We start from the raw sequence: 24,321 nt of genomic DNA on the forward strand, positions 1-24,321 counted from the left end.
ATATCAACCAGATTGCCTATATACCATTGACCCTATAATGACTAAATAAGTAAACATGTTTTTTTTTGTGTGCTCTACCAAAATTGAATCCGAATATCAGTGTATTTGTATTGCTGAATTAAACATGTTTGAACGTAGTTTAGATATATGACTAATCGGTGAGATGCAAACGTTAATTTGCGGTAAAAATGCTATCTGGGTAGCAATTTTGGAATTAACTCAAGGCAAACTAAACTGATTTGAGTGCCATAGTAGGTTAGCTATGGTAATATGGACATGGTTAATTGGTCTTACCAATTATAATGAGACATTATCGATAACCGAACTAACGAATATTTGTCATCTTATCGGGTATCAATAGACAGGCTTTTAAAGTAACAACTGTTGTAAAACAACAGGCACTTTAAAATCAGTTCCCATCATAGGGCGTCATCATGAAGGGAGCTTTTTATATCAGGAATTAGCTATTGGCTTATACTCAGCATTGCTTAGCGCTGATCGCCAATAACCTTTATCTCAACCAAAAGGTATTAGTACGATGACCGACAAAACTGAACTGTTTGCCAGCGCATGGGAAGGTTTCACTCCTGGCGATTGGAAATCTGAAGTCAATGTACGTGACTTTATCCAACAAAACTATACTCCCTATGAAGGCGACGAATCATTCCTAGCCGGTGCCACCGAAGCAACCACAACACTGTGGGATAAAGTGATGGAAGGCATTAAACAGGAAAACCGTACCCACGCGCCTGTTGATTTCGATACTAAGATGGTGTCAACCATCACCTCCCATGATGCGGGTTATATCAACAAAGATTTAGAAACTATCGTTGGCTTGCAAACAGATGCACCATTAAAACGTGCAATGTTACCTAACGGTGGTATTCGTATGGTGGAAAGCTCATGCGCCGCCTACGGTCGTGAACTAGATGAAGATGTTAAATACGTCTATTCAGAACTGCGTAAAACCCATAACCAAGGCGTGTTTGATGTTTACACACCAGAAATTATGGCTTGCCGTAAATCAGGTGTATTAACCGGTTTACCCGATGCCTATGGCCGTGGCCGTATTATCGGTGACTATCGCCGAGTCGCACTTTACGGTATCGATTACTTGATGAAAGATAAGTTTGCCCAATTTAGCTCACTGCAAGCGCAGTTTGAAGCGGGTGAAGATTTATCAAATGTTATTCAACTACGCGAAGAAATTGCCGAACAACACCGTGCACTAGGCCAAATGAAGAAAATGGCTGCTAAGTATGGTTTTGATATTTCAGGCCCAGCTAAAAATGCTCGCGAAGCGATTCAATGGACTTACTTTGGCTACTTAGCCGCAGTGAAGAGCCAAAATGGCGCGGCGATGTCATTAGGACGTACTTCATCATTCCTTGATGTCTATATCGAACGCGATCTGAAAAATGGCACCTTAACTGAGCTACAAGCTCAGGAAATGATTGACCATTTCGTGATGAAACTGCGTATGGTGCGTTTCCTACGTACTCCTGAATACGATGAGTTATTCTCCGGCGACCCGATTTGGGCAACTGAATCTATTGGTGGTATGGGCTTAGATGGCCGTACTTTAGTGACCAAATCAAGCTTCCGTTTCTTGAATACCCTTTACACTATGGGTCCAAGTCCTGAGCCTAATATCACCGTGCTATGGTCAGATAAACTGCCGATCGGTTTCAAAAAATATTGCGCTAAAGTGTCTATCGATACTAGCTCAATCCAATACGAAAACGATGACTTAATGCGTCCTGATTTCCAATCTGACGATTATGCTATCGCCTGTTGCGTAAGCCCAATGGTTGTGGGTAAACACATGCAGTTCTTCGGTGCTCGTGCAAACCTCGCAAAAACCATGTTATATGCGATCAACGGCGGTATTGATGAAAAACTGAAAATCCAAATCGCCCCTAAAGCAGACATGATCACTGACGAAGTGCTCAACTTTGATGATGTAATGAATCGTCTTGACGGCTTAATGGATTGGTTAGCAACCCAATATGTTGCGTCATTGAATGCTATCCATTTTATGCACGACAAGTACTCTTACGAAGCTGCCCTCATGGCACTGCATGACAGAGATGTACGCCGTACTATGGCTTGTGGTATTGCCGGTCTATCTATCGCTGCCGACTCACTGTCTGCGATTAAATACGCTACCGTAAAACCTGTTCGTGATGAAAACGGCATTGCTGTTGATTTCGACATCAGTGGCGACTATCCAAAATTTGGTAACAACGACCCACGTGTTGACGATATCGCCTGTGACTTAGTTGAACGTTTTATGGCCAAAATTCGTGACCGTAAAATGTATCGCAATGCAGTACCAACTCAGTCAATTCTGACCATCACCTCAAACGTGGTTTATGGTAAGAAAACAGGTAACACACCCGATGGTCGTCGCTCAGGTGCGCCATTTGCACCGGGTGCAAACCCAATGCATGGCCGTGACGAAAAAGGTGCAATCGCTTCTTTAACTTCTGTGGCTAAACTGCCTTTCGCCCACGCCCAAGACGGTATTTCTTATACCTTCTCAATCGTGCCAAATGCCTTAGGTAAAGATGATGATGCACGCCGCGCCAACTTAGCAGCATTGATGGATGGCTATTTCGACCACAATGACAAAAAAGAAGGTGGCCAGCACTTAAACGTCAACGTGATGAATCGTGAAATGCTCGAAGACGCTGTTAAGCATCCAGACAAGTATCCACAACTGACCATCCGTGTTTCTGGTTATGCAGTGCGCTTTAATTCACTGACGCCAGAGCAACAACAAGATGTGATCACACGTACTTTTACTAAAGGCCTGTAAGCTAAATAAGTAAAGGCTGTAGTACACTGTACTACAGCCTCACTTATTTTATCAGGAGTCACAATGGCAGTTATCGGTCGGATCCACTCAGTGGAATCCTTTGGCACAGTAGATGGTCCTGGCATACGGTTTATCGCCTTTATGCAAGGCTGTTTAATGCGCTGCCAATATTGCCACAACCGTGACACTTGGGATCTTGATGGTGGCAAAGAAGTGCAAGTCGATGAGTTAATGAGTCAAATCATCAGCTACCGACCTTTCCTTGATGCCAGCAATGGTGGTGTAACAGCAAGTGGTGGTGAAGCTATTTTACAGGCCGAATTCGTCGCCGAATTATTTAAAGCCTGTAAAAATGAGGGTGTTCATACCTGTTTAGACACCAATGGCTTTGTACGTAAGTACACACCTGTGATTGATGAGTTACTTGACCACACTGACTTGGTTCTACTCGACATCAAACACATGGATGACGAAAAACACATTGAATTAACCAAAGTCAGTAATCACAGAACACTGCAATTTGCCGAGTATTTGGCAAAACGCAACCAAGCGACATGGATACGTTATGTCGTCGTGGGCGGATTTACCGATGATGAAGCATCGGCATTGCAACTGGCCGAGTTTATCAAGCCCATGAAAAACATTGAAAAGGTAGAGTTACTGCCCTATCACGAATTAGGTAAGCATAAGTGGGAAGCCATGGGCGAAAACTATCAACTCGATGGCGTATCTCCCCCAAGCCGCGAAACCATGGAAAAGATTAAAGCGGTATTTGTCCAGCAAGGCATAAACGCGGTTTATTAGTCGACTAAGCAGCGATTAAAAACACATTAAGACAAAATATAAAACTAGAGTTCTTCCCAATAACTGGCATCTAAGCGCTCAAAGGCTATTTTTAAAATAACCGCCATATCGAGATAACAAGCCTTAGCACCTAAGGTTTGGCATTGAATGCCCATGGAAGACAGCTTTGCGCTTAACTGGTTACTCCAGTCGAAGAGCGACAAAGGTAAAGGATGGCGAGCCCGCCAACCTAGCCATAATAAGCCCTGCACTGGCAGGCTGATAAAAAATAAAGCGATAGTGACAGCTTGTGGCAAAAATGCCCAACCATAGATATATAGCTGGCTCATACTCGCAAAAACCGCCAACACTGGCATCACCAGAATGGCAAGCTGAGTCGCACGCACAACCCGATACTCAGGAAAAAACAAACCCAGTTGTCTAACCATAGGCCACGTCTTCATATAACGGCGACCGTCTCCTAAGGTTTTGAGAATATTGATGCTCAATTTTAGACACCTACAACAATGGAATACTGTTTTTACCATAGCATAATTTGGCGCTTTGCCCCAAGACTGTTACGGCAAATACTCGGTGGTTCTATAGTTTTTGAATCGTTATATTAAACACAATGGCAAAAGGTTTACACATGTCTAATAAACTGGTTTTAGTACTCAATTGCGGTAGCTCTTCACTCAAATTTGCCGTCATTGACGCGCAAACAGGTGACGATCAGATCTCTGGCCTAGCCGAGTGTTTTGGCTTAGAAGATTCTCGTATCAAATGGAAAATCAACGGTGAAAAACAGGAAGCTGCCTTAGGTGCATTTACAGCTCACCGTGAAGCCGTTGAATTCATTGTTAATAAAATCCTTGCGGGTCAACCTGAGTTAGCAGCACAAATCCAAGCTGTAGGTCATCGTATTGTTCATGGCGGCGAAAAATTCACTCGTTCAGTGATTATTGATGATAGCGTGATCAAAGGTATTGAAGATTGTGCATCACTTGCCCCATTGCATAACCCTGCACACCTTATTGGCATTAGAGCGGCAATGGCCTCTTTCCCTAAATTGCCTCAAGTAGCAGTGTTTGATACCGCTTTCCACCAAAGCATGCCAGACAGAGCTTACGTCTATGCCTTACCATACAAGTTATATCGCGAACACGGTATTCGTCGTTATGGTATGCATGGTACTAGCCATTTATTTGTTAGCCGTGAAGCGGCGAAAATGCTCAACAAACCGTTAGCCGAAACCAATGTGATCTGTGCACATTTAGGAAATGGCGCTTCTGTTACCGCAGTGAAAGGTGGCAAAAGTGTCGACACCTCTATGGGCTTAACCCCATTAGAAGGTTTAGTGATGGGCACTCGTTGTGGCGATATTGATCCTTCAATCATCTATCACTTAGTCCATCAATTAGGTTACACGCTTGAAGAAGTCAATAACCTGATGAACAAGCAAAGTGGTCTGCTGGGTATTTCCGAGCTGACTAACGATTGCCGTGGCATCGAAGAAGGTTATGCTGACGGCCATAAAGGCGCGACCTTAGCCTTAGAAATCTTCTGCTATCGTTTAGCCAAATACATTGCCTCTTACACAGTGCCACTGGGCCGTTTAGATGCAGTCGTCTTTACGGGTGGCATTGGTGAAAACTCTGACTTAATTCGTGAGAAAGTACTTAACCTCTTGGAAATCTTTAATTTCCATGTCGATAGCGAACGCAATAAAGCCGCGCGCTTCGGTAAAAAAGGCATTATCACCCAAGATAACAGCACTGTTGCTATGGTGATCCCAACTAATGAAGAATGGGTTATTGCCGAAGACTCCATTAAACTTATCAACAAAGAATAAGATGACCTAAGCCGTTTGCTCATCCAAACGGCTTTATTGTTAAAGACTTACAGTAAACACATTCATAAGCAAACTCGCAGAACCTATCTGCCAAAAACCATCGAACTTAGAGGTTTTTATGTCCCGAAATATTATGTTAATCCCCATAGGCACAGGAGTTGGCCTGACCTCCTTAAGCCTTGGGATGGTTCGCGCACTGGAGCGCCATGGGGTTAAAGTACAATTCTTTAAGCCTATTTCTCAACTTCGTCCAAACGATAATGGCCCAGAGCGCTCGACCACGATTTTAAGCAAGTCACCAACAGTAAATCCATTAGAACCCTTCGATATGGCCCATGCTGAAGCGTTAATTCGTGCAGACCAAATCGATGTGTTAATGGAGCAAATCATTGCCCGTACTGCGGAATGCGCCAGCAATACCGAAACACTTATCGTCGAAGGTTTAGTCCCTACTCGTAGCCATCCTTTCGCTGACGATGTTAACTACGCCATTGCTAAAGCCATGGATGCTGATGTTATTTTCATTGCAACCCCTGGTAGTGATACACCAACAGGCCTAATGAATCGCCTCGAAATTGCCTATAACTCATGGGGTGGCAATAAGAACAAACGCTTAATTGGTGCCGTGATCAACAAAATTGGTGCGCCCGTTGATGATGAGGGCCGCGCTCGTCCTGACTTATCCGAAGTATTTGATCACCAAGGTGTTCAACGCTCCGATGCGGCCAGTATGTTCCAACTGCCGGGTAAGAGTCCACTGCGTATCTTAGGCAGTGTGCCGTACAATCTTGACCTAGTCGCCCCACGCGCTTCAGATCTTGCTAAGCACTTACGCGCTCGCATTATTAATGCAGGTGAAATGCACACTCGTCGCCTGCGTAAAGTGACCTTCTGTGCGCGCAGCATCCCCAATATGGTTAACCATATAAAAACTGACTCGTTACTCGTTACCTCTGGCGATCGCTCAGATGTTATCGTCTCTGCCTGCCTTGCAGCCATGAATGGCGTTAAAATTGGTGCGCTGCTTCTGACCGGTAGCTATGAGCCAGAGCCAGAAATCCTTAAGCTATGTGAACAAGCCTTTGAAACAGGCTTACCCGTATTCTTAATTGATACTAACACGTGGCAAACCTCGCTTAATATTCAACGATTTGACCATGAAGTGCCCGTCGATGATGCGGTACGTATTGATTTAGTCCAAGATTATGTCGCAAGCCATATCGATCAAACTTGGATTGAAAGCGTCACTAAAAACTCTCCACGAGAACATCGCCTATCGCCACCCGCCTTCCGCTATAAATTAACGGAACTGGCACGTGCAGCCCATAAAACCGTGGTTTTACCGGAAGGTGATGAGCCTCGTACGATTAAAGCGGCAGCCATTTGTGCAGAGCGCGGTATTGCACGCTGCGTACTCTTAGGTAAAAAAGAAGAAATTCTACGTATCGCGGCCCAACAAGATGTCGTGCTTGGTGAAGGCGTTGTTATTATTGATCCAGAAGACGTACGTGATCGTTACGTTGAGCCTATGTTAGAACTACGTCGTAGCAAGGGCTTAACTGAAGTCGTGGCTAAAGAACAGTTAGAGGACAACATGGTGCTTGGCACTATGATGCTGGCGCAAAATGAAGTTGATGGTATTGTTTCTGGCGCCGTTAACACGACAGCCAATACCATTCGTCCTCCGTTACAACTGATTAAAACCGCACCCGGTTCAAGCTTAGTATCATCTATCTTCTTTATGTTGATGCCAGACCAAGTGTTAGTTTACGGCGACTGTGCCATTAACCCCGATCCGAATGCTGAGCAGCTAGCTGATATCGCTATTCAATCAGCGGAATCTGCAAAAGCCTTCGGTATCGAGCCGAGAGTGGCGATGATCAGCTACTCAACAGGCAACTCGGGCACGGGTTCAGATGTGGATAAAGTCCGTGAAGCGACTCGTATCGCGAAAGAAAAACGCCCAGATCTGATCATTGATGGTCCTTTGCAATACGATGCGGCTGTAATGCCAAACGTTGCCCGCTCTAAGGCGCCTAATAGCCCTGTCGCTGGACAAGCTACAGTATTTGTATTCCCAGACCTCAATACAGGCAACACAACTTACAAAGCCGTACAACGAAGCGCCGATCTGATCAGTATCGGCCCAATGCTGCAAGGTATGCGTAAGCCAGTAAATGACTTATCCCGCGGTGCATTAGTTGATGACATTGTCTACACCATCGCCCTGACAGCCATTCAAGCTTCACAAAACGATGCGGCAAAACGCTAACACTGTTAAATACGGTTAAATGATAACCACAAAAAAGCACTGGCCTGTCCCAGTGCTTTTTTTTAACCTATTTTCAGGTAAATGTACCATGATTGACTGATCGTTTAGCGATATAAAAAACCCAAATGACATTAGAAAACGATGGAAAGAACTCAGGAAATGCTATTCAGCTATGTGTATAGAGTGAGTCATTCTAAGAAAATATCCACAATCAACAATGGATTCTAATAAGTAACAGCCAATCGTCACTTTTTGACCAGCAGATAAATAAAGACGATATCAGTGACTTACAAAACATCACTTAAGTCTTCAACATAGTTTTCCACAGATTCTGTGGATAACCTTTTAAGGTATCTTTTACTATATGACATAGTCACCGCCGAACAGTCAACCCATTTCCTATTATTCGTCAAATTCTTACAAAACTTGAACATAGGCGTTAAAATCGCGATACTCGAAGCAAATTCCGAGGGCACTAACCTATGCGAACTCTATTCTTTATCTCTCTATTATTTCTGTTTGGTTGTGGCGATTCAGGGAAACCGCCGACACTAACCCCAGAGGAAGTGAGTTTAGGCTTTTTCAAAGCTATCTATGTCGATCGTGATGTTGAAAAAGCCAAACAGTTCGTCAATGATCCACTAAAAGAAGTGCTAAGCCACTACTACATTGCCACTGCAGTACAACGTAATATGCTCAGTCTTTCTATGACCAACGTTGAAATGGAAATTGATGATATTGATATCGATTTTTTTCGCAAATTTACCAAAGATGTTCTCGTGGTAATTAAGATGAAAGGGCTTAAAGCGGGACAACCTTGGATTGATGATAGAACCATCCGCCTACATAAAATCGGTAATAAATGGGTGATCGTTGAGATTATGCCTGAAAAGCGCAGAGTGAATGGCTAGGTGACTTTTATTGCGAGTATAGGCTTCAAGACCTCCTTATTTTAAAGAAAAAATAGCAACCTTAGGGTTGCTATTTTCGTTGCTTGTTTTGTTACTTCCGACTCATCAAGATCCATTAGCGTTTTAGGCTGGGATCACTTCCTCTTCACTTTCAGCAGGCAAAGACGTCAGTACATCGTCCTTTACTTGATAGTAAGCATTTTCGTATTCATGAACTTCCATAACAACTCCTGCTTGATTTTGTAAGGTCACAAAGGCATGTCCTTCTATGTTGACATTTTGCCTATGAGGAAAGGGATTTCCGTGGGCAGGAGTATAACAAACCATATTATCCAGTTACAGAAAACTTTCAGTTTTGTTTGCCATTAATAACGAAAAAATACCAAAATCCACTTTTAACGCGGCGAAAGTGAATCTCGAAGTGAAAACCTTTCAGTTAGCCTTCACTCGATAGCGTAATACTTTTAATGACTTTTCTTCCGACACATCGATAAAGGCTGGCGGATTAGCGAGTCGCTCAACATATTCCAATGCTGGCGCAGCTTCAGCAACCTGTTTGCGCAGAAAAGCGGTATCCAGTTCAGGGGCATTTAAACACAATAACACTTCACCATTATCGGCAAGTAATTCAGGTAACCGCCTAATTAAACGCACATAATCCTTAGTAGCAACAAAACTCCCCTTCTGATTGCTCGGCGGATCGGCAACTATTATTTCATAGGGACCGAGCTTTTTAAGTTTGCCCCAAGATTTGAAAATATCATGGCCTAAAAAACGTGCTCCAGCGACAAAGCCATTCAGCAAATGGTTTTGTTTACCAATAGCAAGGGCTCCTTTACTCATATCCATATTCACAACTTCATCAGCCCCGCCCTGCAGTGCTGCAACTGAGAATCCACAGGTATAAGCAAATAAATTAAGCACCTTTTTATGGCGTGCATTTGCCCTCACCCAATCTCGACCGTTGGCCATATCGAGAAAAAGTCCATGATTTTGGCCGCGCATTAAATGCACCTGAAATCGCGATCCCTTTTCAGTAACGATATGAGGTTCTGGAATTTCGCCCTCAAGTAACTGAGTAAACGTCTCCCCCGCACAACGAAATTGATACACGAGATTTAGAGGACTTTCAGGATGCCATGCTTGCCAACGTGCTGTAATGGCCTGCTGGCACATCGCAAGCTCGGTATCTTCGAGAGGAATAAAACTGGTTAACAATAAAACGGGGGCAAACCAATCTAAACAAATATGCTCAGAGCCAGCATAATGCCCGCCTCGACCATGAAATAAACGTACCGCATCATTACCGAGTTCTATCGTGGTGAGCGCTTGTAAAAAACGTTGCATTATTAATTTACTTCTTTTCTGTTGAACTAGGAGTCGCCTGATGATTAACAGGCTCAGATATCACTGTACTTTTGACGAGTCTATCGTCGACATCATCCGACAATAAAATGGCCAACCAACCTCCACTTTTACTGGATTCAAGGGCGATTTTCACCACCATAGTCAAAGGGACTGACAGTAACATTCCTACAGATCCAAGTAACCAACCCCAAAAAATTAATGATAAAAATACCACTAACGTGGAAAGTCCAAGGCCACGTCCCATAAATTTGGGTTCAATCACATTGCCCATCACCATATTGGCGCCAATATACAATAATGCAGTCCCTCCAGCAGCGGTGGGACCAAGCTGAATAAAGGCTAACAACACGGCAGGAATGGCGGCAATAATGGAACCTATATTCGGAATGTAATTGAATAAAAAGGCGATGACAGCCCACAAAAGAGCATAATCCACACCGATAAAGGTTAAGCCAATACCCACAATGAGACCTGTCGCTAAGCTCACTAAGGTCTTTAACACCATATATTGATTAACCGATTGCAAGAAACGATCAATTTGCTGTAAGCGCATATCAGGATCATCCAGCGCTAAATGTAATTTTTTCGGTAAAGACTGTGCCTCAAACAACATGAATACTATGGTTAAGACGATCAAGAACAAGTTGGCCATTACGTTCCCTACACCCGACAACATATTCGTTGTCATCGATAAAGCCATACCTGGGTCAAAATAGGCTAAGACTTGATCTTTTGAAATGTGAATGTTCAGTGCCTGTAATTTATGAATAATCCAAGAAAACTGCTCTATTAGCTGATCACGGTATTGGGGAAGTTGTTTAGAAAATTCGTTAATGGAACTCCCTACAACGGAAGCCAACCAAAGTCCCATTAAGACTATAAAACACATCAAAAGAATGACAGCTAACCACTTAGGCACACGATATTTTGTCATTAATCCAATGGCCGGATTACAGATCATCGCAATAAAACTGGATAACACAAAAGGCACCACTATTGGGCTGGCAGCCTTTATCCCTGCCAAAATAATCACTACAAAGGCCATCACCGCAAAGCCACGATAGGCTGCTGAAGGCGCATTAGGTCGCGTCATTTATTAAAAATCCTTCTTGATCTTAGATAAAATTGTTAGGCTATCGTGACAAAAGTACCAATCTCAATCACCTAAGCCTTAATAGTAAGTTGTCATTATGAAACCAGAAACCGCGATTATACGCATTAAAAACTTAAGACTTCGCACTTTTATTGGCATAAAAGAAGATGAAATTCAGAATCGCCAAGATGTGATAGTCAATGTCGTGATCCATTACTGCGCAGAACGCGCTCGTAATAGTGATAATGTAGACGACGCACTCAATTACCGCACAATCACTAAAAAGATCATTGAACTGATTGAGAATAATCGTTTCTCGCTGCTCGAAAATCTAACAAGCCAAACCTTAGCCCTCGCGAGTGAACATCCTTGGGTAGAATTTGCTAGTGTTGAAATAGATAAACCCCATGCTCTGCGCTTCGCTGATTCAGTGTCGATGGAACTTTGCTATCAAAAAGCCGCGCAGTAGCAATCACCGTAAAGTGATCCCTTCACGCCCGTTTTCGTATATTTGTTGGGTTGGGAAATTCAACCAATGAGTTCCATATACTTAAGGAAATACCATGAAAATACTCATCACTGGCGCTAGTGGTTTTATTGGTCGCCAATTGGTTGCACTTTTAGCACCTATGCATCAGTTGACCCTATTAACCCGCTCTCCAGAACAAACGCGTAAAGTACTCGGTGCAGAGCATCAATATTTAGCTAGTTTGGATCAACTAGATGATTTAAATACCATAGATGCGGTAGTAAATTTAGCGGGCGAGCCCATCGTTGCAAAGCGCTGGAGTAAAAACCAAAAACAACTTATCTGCAGTAGCCGCTGGAATACAACAGCTAGGTTAACCCAACTTATTCAACAAAGTAGTAATCCACCCAGTGTTATGGTGAGCGGTTCTGCTATTGGGTTTTATGGTCGACAAGGTGAACAACTATTAAATGAAAATAGCACTCCCAATATTGAATTCAGCCATGAAATCTGCAAAACCTGGGAGCAGTTAGCGCTAAATGCAGCATCAGAGCATACTCGGGTCAGTATTATTCGGATCGGTATCGTACTCGGTCACGGCGGCGCGCTAGAAAAGATGCTTCCTCCCTTTAAACTAGGTCTCGGTGGCCCAATAGGGCATGGCCGCCAAGGCATGAGTTGGATACATGTCAACGATCTCATCTCTCTTATCGAATTTTTACTCACCCATGACCAGTGCCAAGGCCTATTTAATGCCACAGCTCCTAACCCTGTGAGTAATGCCGAATTTGCGAAAACATTAGGTAAGGCACTTAATCGACCCGCAATGATCACAACACCGCCGCTTGCCTTACGTCTAGCCATGGGGGAAATGTCTGAACTACTTACTGAAGGCCAATTTGTTTACCCTAAACGGGCGCTTGAGGCAGGGTTTCAATTTCAGTACACAGATCTCGAATCGGCATTAACGGATATTGTTGCCCGCTAAATAGAAGAATAAAAAGAACAATGGAGGCGTTATTTGCGCTATGTGTAAAAAATATGGTTATAACTCAATGAAAAAACGTATTAATCCACCTTAATGAAGCTCATAGATTAGGTTGTTTTTGTGCAAAACATTTTCAACACATTTGTGCAACAACATGATTTATAAGATGATTTAACGACAAAGAAGACTTTTCCTGTTAAACTTGCCGCCATTCGGTCATAAAAGCTTTCATTCAAAGCCGTACATTGACCTCAGCAAAATCTACACTGGCCCCTAGTCGCCAGTGATTGGTACTCAGTAACGCGCCATTTTGGCAATACTGCTCTGTAAAACCAAGACCGTTCATCCGCGCTTATTCATCCCTCTCCAACATCAGGGGATTGTTCAAGATCTGTCCTTAAGATCGAGCGCTTAACATCCAGCATTAGCAGGTGCTTAATAACGAGATGGGTTATCTCTGATGGGTACTGTACCCAATCACACACCCACACTAAAACAGTTTGTAAGGAATTCTCATGCACACGACTTATACGATTGGCGAGCTAGAATCATTTTTAGTTGCTATCTTCGTGCTGTTTATCGGCCACTCCATCAATCGCCATGTACGTGTTTTTAGACAATACAATATCCCTGAGCCCATAGTGGGTGGGCTTGTTGTTGCCGCGGTTATCGCGGGCTTACACGTTCAAAATATTAGTCTTAATTTCAGTTTATCAATGCAAAATACCTTAATGCTGATGTTCTTTAGCACTATAGGCCTTTCGGCAAATTACAAACTGTTACTCAGTGGTGGTAAAAAGGTCTTCATTTTTTTAGGTGTCGCTTCACTCTATATTGTTATTCAAAATGCAGTTGGTGTCAGTTTAGCGAGCCTATTAGGACTTGAACCGATAATGGGACTTATCGCAGGTTCTATTACACTATCGGGTGGTCATGGTACAGGTGTCGCTTGGTCACAAACCTTTGCAGAAAACTATGGGATCAATACGTTAGAGTTTGCCATGGCGGCTGCAACCTTTGGCTTAGTGATGGGAGGCATTATAGGTGGCCCAGTGGCCCAACGATTAATTGGTAAGCATAATCTTGTCTCTCGCTATGGTATTGGTCGTAAGCACCATGTCGATCACCCACACTTAGTCACTTACGATCAATTAGAAGAAGATCACGTTACCGCAAAAACCATTCTCGAAACCCTTTTTGTGCTCTTATTATGCGTTGCTGGCGCAAAATGGATTACTGAGTGGGTTGGCCTATCGGGTATCGCTTGGTTAAAAATGCCTGACTTTGTGTATGCTCTTTTTTTAGGCGTTACCATCGCCAATATGACTGAACTTACCCGAGGCTATAAACCTCACACTGAGAGTATCGATGTCATTGGCACAGTCTCGCTATCACTGTTCCTTTCTATGGCATTGATAAATTTAAAACTCTGGGAAATTTTTGATTTAGCGATCCCACTACTCGTGATTTTGTTAGTGCAAACCGCAGTATTGGCGCTCTTTGCCTATTTTGTGACATTTAAGGTCATGGGCAGTAATTACGATGCAGCGGTGATAACAGGTGGCCACTGTGGATTCGGTATGGGCGCAACACCGACAGCAGTGATGAATATGGGGGCGCTGGTTTCACGCACGGGTCCATCGCCTCAAGCTTTTATGGTCGTACCGATTGTGGGCGCTTTCTTTATCGATATTGTTAACTTAATTGTCTTGCAAGGTTATTTAAGTTTTATTATGTAGCTTATTCCAATCAAAAAGCACTGAGATCACCCAGTGCTTTTCTTAAGTAATAAACGGTTTAACTCCCTGCTTTTAATAACTCAGAGCAGGATTGATTCAGTAATTGACGGCAACGCCACACCCCAAGCAAGGCCACCAACAATGCACCGGATACAGGAGCAATTGCCCACCAAGGCCAATGCATATACACATTAAGTTCAAACACTTGAGTTTTTAGTAGATAGAGCGCAAATTCAGCCACTATAACAGCAAGCACGCCTGCAATACCTCCCAGTAAAGCAAACTCTAAACCCGTTGCACTGCGTAATAACCATCCTGAAGCACCAAAAGTACGCAGTACAGCAAGTTCCCGCTGCCGAGTCGCCATGCCAGCTTCCGTCTGTGCAATCAACACTAAGCCACTGGCTAATAACACTAAAACTAGCACTAAGGTCAACGACAGGGAGACTTGCTCAATAATCTGCCTGAGCTGCTCCACCATTGCACCCACATCAATGATAGAAACCGTTGGAAATTGCTGAATAAGCGCCAAGATAACCGATGCCTTAGGCATACCCTCTGCATTTGTCGCCTGAGCATCAAGACCTTTTTCATCTAAAAAAAAGCTTGCCATCGAGGTATACGCAAAAGGTGCAAGTGCTTCTTGGGTAAAGATCATAAAGAAGTTTGGTTGCAGAGTTTCCCAGTGCACGGTACGAATACTCGCAACTTTTACGGTAAGCTCCTGATTATCGATGATATAAGTCAGCTTATCGCCAAGACCAATACCTAAACGCTCCGCCACACCTGACTCGACTGACACGTCATCGGTAGCTTGATTAAACTGCCCTTCTATTAACTCGTTATTGGCGGGCAAGGTATTACGCCATGTGAGATTGAGCTCACGAGAAATCCCGACGCGCCCCTTTTCACCAGCCTCCCGCTGTTCATTAGAAATCAAGGTTTCCCCGTTGATTTGGGTTAGACGTCCACGGATCACCGGATAAATATCCGTCGCAGTAATGCCATTTGCCGACATAAAATCATGTAAAGGCTTAGCATCATCGGGGGCAATATTGACTAAAAAGTAGTTCGGCGCATTTTCGGGTAGCTGTTTTTGCCATTCGTTAAGTAAATCTTGCCTGAGCGCCAAAATGGTCAATAACAACACGAGTGCCGCGCTAAAACCGACCAATTGCACCGCATTTTGCCGCGCACGACGCCTTAGTCCCGCTAGCGCCAATTGTAAGGGATTGGTCGTTTTCATACCTATGCTGTGACCTGCACGTATCATCACAAAACCCAGCACACTCAGTAACACACCAAGCAGTAAGACAGCCGCAACGACCGTTAGTGTCAAAGCCCAACTTTGGGAATACAAATATCCCAGTAACGCCATCGCCCCTAAACTCAGTAGCAAATGCAACCACATGCCAAGTTGCAGACCTTCTAACTGACGCTGCAGCACCCTTAGTGGCGGAATCGCCAGTAACCGCATCAAAGGGTAGGCTGAAAACATAAAGGCGCTGATAAGCCCTGTGCTTATCCCGAGCAATAATGGTCGAGTCAGTGGCGGTGAATAAGCAGCAATTTCGGGTGGCAATAGATAACTGATCCCAAAATCCAGTAACCCACCACCGATAAGACCTAAGCCTATTCCCAATAACGTCACAAGTAATAAGTGCATGCCAAACAGCAGACGAATTTGTTTTGCTGAGGCACCGAAGGTTTTCAGCATGGCCACCACATCGTAATGGCGCTGACAATAACGCTGAGCAGCAATACCTATCGCAGCGCAAGCTAGTGCAATTCCCATTAAACTGGCTAACAGCAAGAAACGCTCTGCTCGCTTAACAGCGCCTGCTATAGGCGAATCGCCAGATTGCACATCGACCCAGCGTTGGGTGCTATTCAGCAGCGGTTTGGCACTTTGCTCAAAAGCGATGAGGGCAGCTTCATCTCCTGCAAATTGATATAAATACGTGACGCGGCTCCCCGGTTGAATAACCCCCGTTTTTGCCACATCTTCCATTCGCATCAACACAATAGGGGATGAAGCAAAAGGATTGAACCCTGCGTCGGGCAAACGGCTGATCTCATTGCTGAGCACAAACTCACTGTTACCTAACTCTATGGATTTGGGATATCCCAAAAGCCCACCTAAACGCGTCTCAAACCAGATTTCATCCGCTTTAGGTAACGCTTTTGTTTTACCAGTGGTAAGCTCAATTTCACCTTTGAGTGGATAACCCACCTCAACAGCGCGCACTGTCACTAGCTGGAATTTATCTCCCGAATAGACCATGGAATTAAATTGCATGCTAGTCACATGCTTAAGCCCAAGCTCTTCGGCTTTAGCTAAAATAGTGGGATCAATTATCACGGGTGAATCGATAATACGATCGGCTGCAATAAACGCAGCAGCCTCTCCATTAATTGCCACTTGCAAGCGCTCGCTCACCCGCGCTAAACCACTCACAGACAATACTGCGAGCGTGATAGCGAGGATAATCAGTAACAATTGCCCTTGCTGTAACTCACGTTTAAATAGGCGCCATGCCAGACTTAACTCCATATTTAAGCCTCCTTAGCATTAGCGAGTATATCGGGAGCAACGGATGGGGTTGAGACAACAGCTCTGGCGTTATCTTCCTGTAAATGGCCATTATCCATCACCAACTGCCGCTGGCAGCGTTTAGCAAGTAACAGATCATGGGTGACAAGAATTAAGGTGGTATGACTTTCTTGATTGAGCTCAAACAGCATGTCGGCGATCTTATGGCCGTTAACACCATCTAAATTCCCCGTAGGTTCATCGGCAAACAGCACTGTTGGCTCACAGATAAAAGCACGGGCTATCGCGACCCTTTGCTGCTCCCCACCCGAAAGCTGTTTGGGTAAATGGGTCAAGCGGTGGGATAACCCCACCCTTTCTAACATGGCCTGCGCTTTTTCCTTGGCATTTTTCACCCCTGCGAGTTCGGCGGGTAACATCACATTTTCGAGTGCTGTTAAGGTATCAACCAACATAAAAGATTGAAAAATAAAGCTCACTTTCTGTTTACGTAGTGCCGCTTTTTGCTCTTCATTGAGTGGCGATAACGCCACGCCATCGAGCCAAATTTCACCCGATGTCGGCGTATCAAGTGCTGCGAGCAATCCAAGCAAGGTGGATTTACCCGATCCAGAGGGTCCTAAAATCGCCACACTCTCGCCTTGCTTGACATCTAAGTTAATGCCCTTGAGGATAGTGAGCGTTCCTTCCTGAGTGATCACTGATTTTTCGAGGTTAACCACATTGATGGCACTGTTTTTTAAGATGACGTTAGACATAGGATCCTTCTTATATAAATCGTTCTGGTATCAATCGCTAAGATTAAAGTCAATGGCGAAGACCCTGGGGGCATTCATCCTACTGAGTATGTTAATGGCTACGCCAGTTCATGCGGCGAAGGTACTGATCCTTGGCGATAGCTTAGGCGCAAGCTATGGCATGTCGGAACAACTGGGCTGGGTCGCAATGTTGCAAAAAAATCTCCCTGAACATCAGTTTATTAATGGTTCAGTTAGCGGAGAAACTACCGCAGGCGGCCTTCGCCGATTACCCGCTTTACTCGATTCAGTCTCTCCAGATCTTGTGGTCGTTGAACTGGGAGGGAATGATGGTTTACGTGGATTCCCACCAACGCAACTCGAAAATAATCTAATCCAAATCATTACTCTAGCGCAAAAAAGTGGCGCCAAAGTATTACTCACCGAAATCATGGTACCGCCTAACTATGGCCCTCGCTATACCCAAAAGTTCACCCAAGTGTATCAAGACATATCCAAAACACAGAATATTGAATTAATTCCATTCTTTATGCAGGAAATCGCTCCTTATCCAGACTTAATGCAACGGGATGGCATTCATCCCAATGAAAAGGCCCAAGCAAAAATTGCCGCATGGATGCAACCTTGGATAGAAAAAGCCTTAAACCAATAAGTTTGTGGATATTTTAAGCTAATAAACAGCTTGCTGACTTAAACTCATGCTTGAGCGATAAAAACGTGTTCTAACGCAAGAATAACATCATATATAAACAGTAAAATTAGTGTTAGCAAATGGTTAACTCAAACAAGGAGTCAATATGTCCCTTAGCCATCAGCAAAAAGTGTACATACCCAAGGAAGCCCGTACCAACCAATTCATCACAGCCGAAATCAAAGTGACGGATGAATTACTGAGTCAATATCCAGACTATCAAAGCTGTTATCAGACCTTGAGCCGCTTGATATTTAATTTGGCAGAACAACACGATCTCCGTAATGTCCACGTGATCACTAACGATAAACTGCCTGTTGTACGTTTTCATACTGAAGCCTATTGCTTCCAAACCACCGAACAAATTTTATTTTTCTACAATCCTGCCTACCACGAGGCCCAAAATTTATTCACGCAAGATAATTATCGTGCGCGTAAATTACGTATCGTATTTCTCGCAACTGGTGAAGATATTCGTAGTAACTCGGCCAGTTTCCATATCCGTGTACGCGAATTACTCAATGAATTAATGCCGCAATTGCCGATAACCGATCTGAAGGTGAAGATCCGTGACCATCAACACTTATCCTATGACCTGTTTGCCAAAGCCAAAGGCAATAAAGAAACCTATGGCTATAAGCTGCGAGCTATCGGTCCAAGATATAAGGCTAGAAAATGTGAACTACCAGAAAATGTCAGTTCACTGACCTATGTCACCGTGAGCTTGCCACTCAGCCGTAAGCTTAAACAAGGTTTATTGCCTGACTCGGCAACCGACTTTACACCTTTATATCAACATCTTGAAGATAGCTTCCTCAAAGCTGCTGCAAACAGGCAACTGACTCGACTCGCGATGATTGCGAATGGCTTAACCCCATTAGTACGCAATAGTAAGTTTGAAAAACTGGACAGCAAAACTGAAGTACAAATGATAGGGTTCGATCCTAATGCGACAGAGCAGCAAGTGATCCGCCGCTGGGATGCGGATAATTTAGTTGAAGCGGCGCACTTTACGATTGTTGCGGGCACCAAGGATTGCGATGATGCTGGCTATGGACGTTTTATGAATAATGTCGAAACCGCACTCAAAGCCTTTGCTGCCGAAATCGGTATTGACCCCGAGCGTGAAGACTTAGTGATACGCTTCCATCAACATATTAGTTATCAAATCTAACGTCTTCTATGTAACATAATAAGCTCACTAAACCAAAACGCCTGCATTTGCAGGCGTTTTAATGGTTATAAAATCAGAAGGTTATTATCGAGATTACATTGGACGATTTTTTTCGATAAGACGATTAAAAATCGCATTAACAGATAAAGAGGCTCCATGGGCAATCTTATCTGCCAACTTTTTCTTCACTTGATAACGCAACTTATACACTTTGCGATCTTTTGCCAGCGACATGACAACATCATCACTCGTCAGAATTTCATCAACAAGCCCGAGTTCAATGGCCTGCTGACCATACCAATGCTCACCCGTTGCCACCTTCTCCAAATTCAGTTCGGGGCGATATTTACTCACAAAGGCTTTGAACAACACATGGGTTTCTTCGAGTTCCTCTTGGAACTTCTGCCTTCCCTCATCGGTGTTTTCACCAAAAACCGTTAACGTCCGTTTGAAATCGCCAGCCGTATGCTGCTCATAGTCAATTTCATGTTTTTTCAGTAAACGATTAAAGTTCGGCAATTGGGCAACAACACCAATGGAACCGACGATAGCAAAAGGCGCGGCATAAATTTTATTTGCTACGCAAGCCATCATATAACCACCACTGGCGGCAACTTTATCAACACAGACCGTCAGCGGGATATCGGCTTGACGTAAACGATCTAACTGGCTAGAGGCTAAACCATAGCCATGGACCATTCCACCACCACTCTCAACATTAACAACGACTTCATCACCTTTTTCGGCAATGGCTAAAATGGCACTGATTTCTTCACGTAGTGAAGCAACCTCAGCAGCATCGATACTGCCCTTAAAATCAATAACAAAAACCTTACCTTTACTGGTATCCCCCTCTGTTTTGTCCTTGACCTTTTCATCTATTTTTAGCTGTTTTTCATAGGCTTTGAATTCATTTTTTGAGAGTAATTCTTCTTTTAAGCCATGTTTAAGCTCTTCTAACTCTTCAGATAAGTTGGTAATCCTCAACTCGCCCTTATCTGATTTATGTTTCACAGTCGAAGCCAATACCACAATAATAACGGCCACAATTGCGACCACTATAGTGATAGCTTTCGCCAGAAACATGCCATATTCGTATAAAAATTCCAAAGTGTTCTCCGTTGGGACGCAGGTTTGCGTATCTCTTCACTTAATTTATTGCGGGCTATTCTAACAGCCTAAAGGTCCATAAAAAAACCCAGCGTGAGCTGGGTTTTTCAGATTAAGGCAATATTAGTTAGGACAAGTCGCAATCACGTTGCTGTTTGTCACTAAAATGGTTGCATCACCACTGGCTGCATAGGTTGCTACTTGGGTTTGCATTTCAACCGTTGCAGCGGCTGCCATACCATCCGTTGATTCCTTTTCTTTAGGATCAACAAGCGAACTATGATGACCTTTAGCAAAACGAACTACACCTTTTCCTTTAGTTGTGCCATCAACACAAGGTAAACCTAATGAAGCAATCAGAGGTTCGGTTCCGGATAATGGGAAATTATCCACACGGTTTGGTAGGACCTGATCACCTAAGTTACCATTACCATCTCCCGCGACTTCAATAAGATGTACAGGTAAACCAGTCGCTTTTAACATAGCAGCATGGTTAACAGGATCCGCCGAGTCAATCGCAGTTTGTACTGCAAAAGCAAAGGTTGGAATAAATTGCGCGTAAACCGCTTGTACTAATGCCGCATATTCAGGGCTACCGACTTCATAACCTGCGGTATTAGCCTTATCCACTAGCACTTTGAAGGTGGTAGATGCCGTAATATTACTAAACAGTACAGGAGCAAAGGTTGCAGAACCTGCAAATGCGCCCGCTAAGCCACCAGCAGGAGCAACTAAGGATGCAGCCTTGATAGCATAGGCATTTTGTAACGCCTCACCCGTCGTTGGATGTTTCATGCCTGTACTGGCATAGGTAGCAAAATCGGTACCAACTATCGCACCTAAGCTAAGCCCTTGTACACTGATGTTATAAACATCAAAAAGTTGCGGCTGTCCAGCCTGTGCTAACCCTTGTGCTAATCCAGTCAGTGCCAGCCTTACACCTAAATGGTCCATCGTCGCTTGACGGAAATTATCTCGCACCGATAGCGTGCTAGAAATATTCACAAACACCAACGGGTTACCATTTTTAAAGGCTTCCGAGTTACCCACAACTGCACCGAAGGCAGGATCGGTTGCTGTGACTTCATAAATACCATCACCGTTAGCATCGAATGAACGCGCTCCATGGAGCGGCATATCAATAGCAATGGTTGCGACGCCCATAGCCGCATAGCTGCCAGCATAGGCGAGTGACATCTCTTTACCGCCACCTAAACCATGCAGTGCAAGCGTTGTTGGCCAGCCGGCAGCTGGTTGTGTAAAGGTTTTACCCTGCTGCTGATAAAATGCGGCCAATTTTGTCGGGTTAGGCATTGAAATCAGCACGGGGACCGTTTCATATCCCTTAATCTCGGGGATAGGATTGAACTTAGTCAGATGTTTAGTCTTATCTACCGCAGTGCCATCATCTAACAACCAAGTTTTACCCGCCATTAACGAAGGATTTGCCAAGGCATCAGCGGGATTGGCAATACCGTTAGCCACAGCTTGCATACCAAAGTTAGTTTGACTCAACGTACCCGCTTGCAATGCTAATAACACAGAAACCGGACTATCACCTTGGGCTTTCCAACGACCATTAATTAATGGTTGTCCTGAAGAAGATAAACAACTGACAGAAGAACAATCACCGTAAATGGGGAGTTTAATTTTCGCAGTATAAACATCAGCCAAGTTTGCAACGACATATGCTGGACTGGTTTGATCTGTTATCCCCGCCACTTGTGCAACAGTCAATCCTGTTGGTGTTGGCATTTGGGCAAAACTTGGGGCATATGGCGCACCTTGGGCCATCAATAACTTAGTAGTTTCATAGACATTTGCCACTGATTGGGTGGTAAATAGTCCTGCATAATTAATCGTGGTAGTGTCTACATTATGGGCGGCAGCAATCCCTTTTTCATAACTGTTGACTAAGGTTTGCAACATCAGTTGATCAGGCATTTCCAGTGGTAACGTATTGATATCCATCTTCAACAAACCATAGGTTGTTGAAGGCGCAATACCACGACCTTCAGAATCTTGAATAAGATTGGTCGTCGCATAGATATAGGATTGGCCCGCTTTAAGTGGCTTAAGCGGTACGATGACCACTTTGTTGCCCGATGCGGTTGATACAAAGTCAACACCAAACTGCAGTTCTGCGCCAACTTTACAGGCTGAAACAGACGGTTTAGCCTTACATTCGGGATCAGACGATAGTGCACCGCCTACAGTGGCCTCAAACATTCTCACCGCGCCCGGCTGTGCAACCGATGCAGCCATTAAGGTCAGTGGTGTCCCGTCATGTTTTTTCGCTAAATCGATATCAATAGAAATTGGTGATGTTGTTGACCAACCATCTAAGGCCCCTAGGGCAATTTGTGGGTCAACATAATTACCCGAACTTTCGCCAGGGATCGCTAATGTGCCGTCAGTCGTGCCACTGAACAGCAAATCATTTGGTAATGGAACTTTAGCGTTGGCAGGGTCAAACACCATACGCGATTCAGGGATGAGCACTTCCGTCTTATCCTTGAGTTCGTTATAGCTGTCCTCGCCACATCCTGTGAGGCCTAGTGCAGATGCAATCGCAACACCCAAAATGAGTCTTTTCATCTTTTTTCCCCAAATCTTGTTGTAATAGTTTTGTTTTCCCCAAGAAATTAGTCACAATAGCAAAAAATCTGTGACTAATAGGGCTTATGTTAGCCCCTAACTCGTTTCAAGTTAACGTAAAAATATTGAGTTAGCCACAAGTTTGTCACAAACATTTTTGCTATTTATAACAAAGTTTCATTCATTTGTTTGAAACATGCGTTTATCACTTCGGCTAGTCGAGAAGTGGCGGGCATTCTCGCCAAGAGGAAAAAGAGACTCATGTTGGAATATCAAGCAGCAAAAGATTTACTTCAGGGCAAAACAATCTTAGTCACAGGCGCTGGTGCTAGTATTGGTAAAGCGGCCGCTATTGCATTTGCAAAACACGGCGCCACCGTGATTTTACTCGGTAAAACAGTGAAAAAACTGGAAGCGGTTTACGATCTAATAGAACAAGCCAGTTATCCCAAACCTGCTATAGTGCCATTGGATCTTAAGGGGGCAACGGAACAAAACTACCAAGATATGGCCGACACCATTGCAGAACAATTTGGTCATTTAGACGGCTTATTACATAATGCTAGCTTGCTCGGTGCCTTAGGTCCGTTTGAACACATCGATATTTCATCACTCGAAGATGTGCTCAAAGTGAACGTCACGGCCCAAGTTATGCTAACTAAAGCATTACTACCTGTGATGCGCCAAGCACCCAGTGCATCGATTATCTTTACGTCGAGCAGTGTGGGGCGTCAAGGCCGCGCCTATTGGGGACCTTATGCTTTCTCTAAGTTTGCCACCGAAGGCATGATGCAAGTTCTCGCCCATGAATGCGATGGCACCTCAGTTCGAGTTAACAGCATCAATCCAGGAGCTACCCGCACTGAGATGCGCGCTAAAGCCTACCCTGCAGAGAATCCACTGGATCTCAAAACCGCTGAAGAGATCATGCCGACCTATCTATATTTGATGGGTCAAGATTCTAGTGCCGTCAACGGACAGCAGTTTAACGCACAGTAATCAAATCGCTTATTCAGTTTCTGCCGATATGATTCTGCAATATTAAAGGGCCTATTTATGGCTCTTTATTATTTTAGATATTCTCAAAATGAAACCCAGAACTTGTCGATGATATTAAGTACGACAAAGATACCGCACCGC

The 24,321-nt window shown here is 44.0% G+C and carries 18 protein-coding genes; 11 read left to right on the plus strand and 7 right to left on the minus strand.

Annotation, left to right across the window (positions count from 1 at the left end; all coding sequences use genetic code 11):
• Positions 1 to 538: 538 nt before the first annotated feature.
• Together pflB and pflA are read left to right on the plus strand one after the other, a co-directional pair.
• Positions 539 to 2,821: a formate C-acetyltransferase gene (gene pflB / locus JEZ96_RS11875; RefSeq protein ID WP_011788967.1), complete on the plus strand. Its 2,283-nt coding sequence runs from the start codon at positions 539 to 541 to the stop codon at positions 2,819 to 2,821.
• Between the two features lie 63 nt (positions 2,822 to 2,884).
• Positions 2,885 to 3,625 carry a pyruvate formate lyase 1-activating protein gene (gene pflA / locus JEZ96_RS11880; RefSeq protein WP_011788966.1) on the plus strand — a complete coding sequence of 247 codons (741 nt, stop codon included), beginning with the start codon at positions 2,885 to 2,887 and terminating at the stop codon, positions 3,623 to 3,625.
• Between the two features lie 44 nt (positions 3,626 to 3,669).
• Here pflA and yfbV read toward each other — a convergent pair whose 3' ends face one another.
• Positions 3,670 to 4,113 (minus strand): terminus macrodomain insulation protein YfbV, encoded by a 444-nt coding sequence (yfbV, locus tag JEZ96_RS11885; RefSeq protein WP_014610792.1) that lies wholly within the window; start codon positions 4,111 to 4,113, stop codon positions 3,670 to 3,672.
• A gap of 140 nt (positions 4,114 to 4,253) precedes the next feature.
• Here yfbV and ackA point away from each other — a divergent pair, with 140 nt between their 5' ends.
• From ackA to JEZ96_RS11900, 3 genes are all read left to right on the plus strand, one after another.
• The gene (gene ackA / locus JEZ96_RS11890) at positions 4,254 to 5,456 is read left to right on the plus strand and encodes an acetate kinase (RefSeq protein ID WP_011788964.1); all 1,203 of its coding nucleotides are present in this window, start codon (positions 4,254 to 4,256) and stop codon (positions 5,454 to 5,456) included.
• A 118-nt stretch (positions 5,457 to 5,574) separates the two neighbouring features.
• A complete protein-coding gene (gene pta / locus JEZ96_RS11895) occupies positions 5,575 to 7,728 on the plus strand; it encodes a phosphate acetyltransferase (protein WP_011788963.1) in 2,154 nt (717 codons plus the stop codon).
• A gap of 482 nt (positions 7,729 to 8,210) precedes the next feature.
• Positions 8,211 to 8,639, plus strand: a complete 429-nt coding sequence (locus JEZ96_RS11900; protein WP_011788962.1) for a hypothetical protein — start codon at positions 8,211 to 8,213, stop codon at positions 8,637 to 8,639.
• A gap of 432 nt (positions 8,640 to 9,071) precedes the next feature.
• Here JEZ96_RS11900 and JEZ96_RS11905 read toward each other — a convergent pair whose 3' ends face one another.
• Together JEZ96_RS11905 and JEZ96_RS11910 are read right to left on the minus strand one after the other, a co-directional pair.
• Positions 9,072 to 9,986: a class I SAM-dependent methyltransferase gene (locus tag JEZ96_RS11905; RefSeq protein ID WP_128090307.1), complete on the minus strand. Its 915-nt coding sequence runs from the start codon at positions 9,984 to 9,986 to the stop codon at positions 9,072 to 9,074.
• Between the two features lie 7 nt (positions 9,987 to 9,993).
• Positions 9,994 to 11,100, minus strand: a complete 1,107-nt coding sequence (locus JEZ96_RS11910) for an AI-2E family transporter (RefSeq protein WP_011788959.1) — start codon at positions 11,098 to 11,100, stop codon at positions 9,994 to 9,996.
• A 97-nt stretch (positions 11,101 to 11,197) separates the two neighbouring features.
• On the opposite strand from JEZ96_RS11910, the gene folX reads away from it, so the two are divergent.
• The 3 genes from folX (at position 11,198) to gltS (ending at position 14,296) form a co-directional block, all read left to right on the plus strand.
• Positions 11,198 to 11,569: a dihydroneopterin triphosphate 2'-epimerase gene (gene folX, locus JEZ96_RS11915; RefSeq protein ID WP_011788958.1), complete on the plus strand. Its 372-nt coding sequence runs from the start codon at positions 11,198 to 11,200 to the stop codon at positions 11,567 to 11,569.
• A 94-nt stretch (positions 11,570 to 11,663) separates the two neighbouring features.
• Positions 11,664 to 12,557, plus strand: a complete 894-nt coding sequence (locus JEZ96_RS11920) for a TIGR01777 family oxidoreductase (protein ID WP_011788957.1) — start codon at positions 11,664 to 11,666, stop codon at positions 12,555 to 12,557.
• A gap of 515 nt (positions 12,558 to 13,072) precedes the next feature.
• Positions 13,073 to 14,296: a sodium/glutamate symporter gene (gltS, locus tag JEZ96_RS11925; protein ID WP_011788956.1), complete on the plus strand. Its 1,224-nt coding sequence runs from the start codon at positions 13,073 to 13,075 to the stop codon at positions 14,294 to 14,296.
• 58 nt (positions 14,297 to 14,354) lie between these two features.
• Here the strand turns inward: gltS and JEZ96_RS11930 are convergent, their stop codons facing one another.
• Both JEZ96_RS11930 and JEZ96_RS11935 read right to left on the minus strand, forming a co-directional pair.
• Positions 14,355 to 16,850 (minus strand): ABC transporter permease, encoded by a 2,496-nt coding sequence (locus JEZ96_RS11930; protein ID WP_128090306.1) that lies wholly within the window; start codon positions 16,848 to 16,850, stop codon positions 14,355 to 14,357.
• 2 nt (positions 16,851 to 16,852) lie between these two features.
• Positions 16,853 to 17,608: an ABC transporter ATP-binding protein gene (locus JEZ96_RS11935; protein WP_011788954.1), complete on the minus strand. Its 756-nt coding sequence runs from the start codon at positions 17,606 to 17,608 to the stop codon at positions 16,853 to 16,855.
• A gap of 52 nt (positions 17,609 to 17,660) precedes the next feature.
• Here JEZ96_RS11935 and JEZ96_RS11940 point away from each other — a divergent pair, with 52 nt between their 5' ends.
• Together JEZ96_RS11940 and JEZ96_RS11945 are read left to right on the plus strand one after the other, a co-directional pair.
• Positions 17,661 to 18,260 carry an arylesterase gene (locus JEZ96_RS11940; RefSeq protein WP_011788953.1) on the plus strand — a complete coding sequence of 200 codons (600 nt, stop codon included), beginning with the start codon at positions 17,661 to 17,663 and terminating at the stop codon, positions 18,258 to 18,260.
• A gap of 145 nt (positions 18,261 to 18,405) precedes the next feature.
• Complete coding sequence (locus JEZ96_RS11945) at positions 18,406 to 19,473, plus strand: DUF3083 family protein (RefSeq protein WP_011788952.1); 1,068 nt, start codon at positions 18,406 to 18,408, stop codon at positions 19,471 to 19,473.
• 93 nt (positions 19,474 to 19,566) lie between these two features.
• Here JEZ96_RS11945 and sohB read toward each other — a convergent pair whose 3' ends face one another.
• Together sohB and JEZ96_RS11955 are read right to left on the minus strand one after the other, a co-directional pair.
• Positions 19,567 to 20,583 carry a protease SohB gene (sohB, locus tag JEZ96_RS11950; protein WP_061783146.1) on the minus strand — a complete coding sequence of 339 codons (1,017 nt, stop codon included), beginning with the start codon at positions 20,581 to 20,583 and terminating at the stop codon, positions 19,567 to 19,569.
• Between the two features lie 123 nt (positions 20,584 to 20,706).
• A complete protein-coding gene (locus JEZ96_RS11955) occupies positions 20,707 to 23,181 on the minus strand; it encodes a VolA/Pla-1 family phospholipase (RefSeq protein ID WP_128090305.1) in 2,475 nt (824 codons plus the stop codon).
• Positions 23,182 to 23,442: 261 nt separating this feature from the next.
• Between JEZ96_RS11955 and JEZ96_RS11960 the strand changes: the two genes are divergently transcribed.
• A complete protein-coding gene (locus tag JEZ96_RS11960; RefSeq protein WP_128090304.1) occupies positions 23,443 to 24,180 on the plus strand; it encodes a YciK family oxidoreductase in 738 nt (245 codons plus the stop codon).
• The last annotated feature ends 141 nt before the right edge of the window (positions 24,181 to 24,321 follow it).

It is taken from the genome of Shewanella putrefaciens, assembly GCF_016406325.1.
In the GTDB taxonomy this organism is placed as follows: domain Bacteria; phylum Pseudomonadota; class Gammaproteobacteria; order Enterobacterales; family Shewanellaceae; genus Shewanella; species Shewanella putrefaciens.

What these genes read in the sequence shown, in the direction of transcription:
- pflB (WP_011788967.1), top strand. Translation starts at nt 539, where the DNA reads ATGACCGACAAAACTGAACTGTTTGCCAGCGCATGGGAAGGTTTCACT.
- pflA (WP_011788966.1), top strand. Translation starts at nt 2,885, where the DNA reads ATGGCAGTTATCGGTCGGATCCACTCAGTGGAATCCTTTGGCACAGTA.
- ackA (WP_011788964.1), top strand. Translation starts at nt 4,254, where the DNA reads ATGTCTAATAAACTGGTTTTAGTACTCAATTGCGGTAGCTCTTCACTC.
- pta (WP_011788963.1), top strand. Translation starts at nt 5,575, where the DNA reads ATGTCCCGAAATATTATGTTAATCCCCATAGGCACAGGAGTTGGCCTG.
- JEZ96_RS11900 (WP_011788962.1), top strand. Translation starts at nt 8,211, where the DNA reads ATGCGAACTCTATTCTTTATCTCTCTATTATTTCTGTTTGGTTGTGGC.
- JEZ96_RS11905 (WP_128090307.1), bottom strand. Translation starts at nt 9,986, where the DNA reads ATGCAACGTTTTTTACAAGCGCTCACCACGATAGAACTCGGTAATGAT.
- JEZ96_RS11910 (WP_011788959.1), bottom strand. Translation starts at nt 11,100, where the DNA reads ATGACGCGACCTAATGCGCCTTCAGCAGCCTATCGTGGCTTTGCGGTG.
- folX (WP_011788958.1), top strand. Translation starts at nt 11,198, where the DNA reads ATGAAACCAGAAACCGCGATTATACGCATTAAAAACTTAAGACTTCGC.
- JEZ96_RS11920 (WP_011788957.1), top strand. Translation starts at nt 11,664, where the DNA reads ATGAAAATACTCATCACTGGCGCTAGTGGTTTTATTGGTCGCCAATTG.
- gltS (WP_011788956.1), top strand. Translation starts at nt 13,073, where the DNA reads ATGCACACGACTTATACGATTGGCGAGCTAGAATCATTTTTAGTTGCT.
- JEZ96_RS11930 (WP_128090306.1), bottom strand. Translation starts at nt 16,850, where the DNA reads ATGGAGTTAAGTCTGGCATGGCGCCTATTTAAACGTGAGTTACAGCAA.
- JEZ96_RS11935 (WP_011788954.1), bottom strand. Translation starts at nt 17,608, where the DNA reads ATGTCTAACGTCATCTTAAAAAACAGTGCCATCAATGTGGTTAACCTC.
- JEZ96_RS11940 (WP_011788953.1), top strand. Translation starts at nt 17,661, where the DNA reads ATGGCGAAGACCCTGGGGGCATTCATCCTACTGAGTATGTTAATGGCT.
- JEZ96_RS11945 (WP_011788952.1), top strand. Translation starts at nt 18,406, where the DNA reads ATGTCCCTTAGCCATCAGCAAAAAGTGTACATACCCAAGGAAGCCCGT.
- JEZ96_RS11955 (WP_128090305.1), bottom strand. Translation starts at nt 23,181, where the DNA reads ATGAAAAGACTCATTTTGGGTGTTGCGATTGCATCTGCACTAGGCCTC.
- JEZ96_RS11960 (WP_128090304.1), top strand. Translation starts at nt 23,443, where the DNA reads ATGTTGGAATATCAAGCAGCAAAAGATTTACTTCAGGGCAAAACAATC.